This is a genomic window from Psychrobacter immobilis (assembly GCF_904846285.1).
GTDB lineage: Bacteria > Pseudomonadota > Gammaproteobacteria > Pseudomonadales > Moraxellaceae > Psychrobacter > Psychrobacter immobilis_D.
Genome location: NZ_CAJHAD010000055.1, coordinates 1 through 1607 on the forward strand (window position 1 = coordinate 1; position 1607 = coordinate 1607).

Genomic DNA, 1607 nt, shown 5'->3' on the forward strand with positions numbered 1-1607 from the left:
TCATTCTCATCCACCCGCTCTTTTCTGTTTTGATGAATGGTAATGGTTTCATCCTTATCAACGACTTCAGTACGATTTTGATGGATGGTAATGTGCTCATCCTTATCAACCACCTCAGTACGCTTGCCATGCACAGTGACTGTCTCATCTTTATCAATCGTCGTGGTACGGTCTCGATTGACGTGTCGTCTCTCGTCGTTTTTCACTAAAGAGTTGAGGTCACGCTGAGCTTGCAAGTTCACCAGCTCAAAGCCTGCGTCATCATTGAACATCAGCTCATTGTAGTTCTCAAGCGGGGAGTTAAAGCTTTTGGATTTGATGCCAGATTGTTTAGCGGCTTGCGGGTAGCCCCACGGTGGCGGGTTGGCGCTGTTATACAGACGGCCGATGACGATAGGACGATCTGAGTCGCCATTGATAAAGTCAATGAGGACTTCCTCGCCTATACGAGGGGTGTTGATAGAGCCAAAGCTACCGCCTGCTGATCCTTGCGCCACGCGTATCCAGTCTGAGCTTTTTTCATTGCTAGGACCGTATCTGTCCCAGTGAAACTGTACTTTGATATCGCCGTAAGGGTTGGTGTGCACTTCCTCTCCAGCAGGTCCTGTGACCGTCGCTGCTTGAGAGCCGATAATCTGAGGCTTGGGGGTGGCTCTAGGCGGTCGGTATTGGTAAGTTAAGGGAATGGCGGTAAAGCGGATACGGTAGTGCGATTGCTGGGTACCACTGGCATAACCAGCCTCTTTTAGGTCGTACTCGGCATGGATAATAAGATGCTCGGTGTTGGCGGCATTGTGCGGGTGACGGCTTAGGGTAAAAGTGTGTCCTGGGGCGATGGTTAAGACATTACCTGCAGCAGTAATGCGCTTACTTTGAGCATTATAGTCCTGACTACGGACTTGAGCGTAGGAGGAAGCGTCTTCTTTGGTGCTAAAACCCGTATAGAAGTCGTAGTGTTCGGTGTCGATACCACCAAGCTCATGGGTGCTGCTTTTATGGTCCAGTTTGCGATTGGCAAGCTTGTAACTGTGGTCGTTGACGTTGACGCTTTTGGTGGCAAGACGATCGCTTTGTTGCCAGATATCGATGTAGTTCTTATCAGGGGTGCCTGGGGTGACGGCTGAGTGATAAGAAATGGTTGGGTTGCCTTGAATCGGCGGATGGGCGCTGTTGTCATCGACGATGATGAGGGTGTTGCTGCCTTCGGTATGGGTAAAGTAGTAGTACAGGCCTTCTTGTTCGAACAAACGGTTGAGATAGTTAAAACTGGTTTCTTGGTACTGAGTGCTGTGTCCATATTTGCGGTAGCTGTTTAGGCATTGTATCTCGTAGGGAAAGCCAAACTCATCTAGGATAGTACGGGTAATTTCAAGAATGTCTTTGTCGACAAAGACTCGGCTGTCATAACGCTGGGTGAGATACCACATGTTGGGACGCATGATACAGGTGTAGAGGTGATAGCTTTGCTCGTCTTCATCCTCACTTAGGTAACCAAAGTCGGTGACGAGGCCATTTAATATGCGCTCGCCGCCTTTGGTATCAATGGTAACGAATATGGTTTGTCCGATGATGTCGGTGGCGGCAAGATTGGGGTTTTTACTGGTGAG

General features: G+C 49.2%; 1 protein-coding gene. It reads right to left on the reverse strand.

What is annotated here, in order from left to right; genetic code table 11:
- A partial coding sequence (locus tag JMX13_RS13490) for a type VI secretion system Vgr family protein (protein WP_201613324.1) occupies positions 1 to 1607 on the reverse strand: 1607 nt, incomplete at both ends.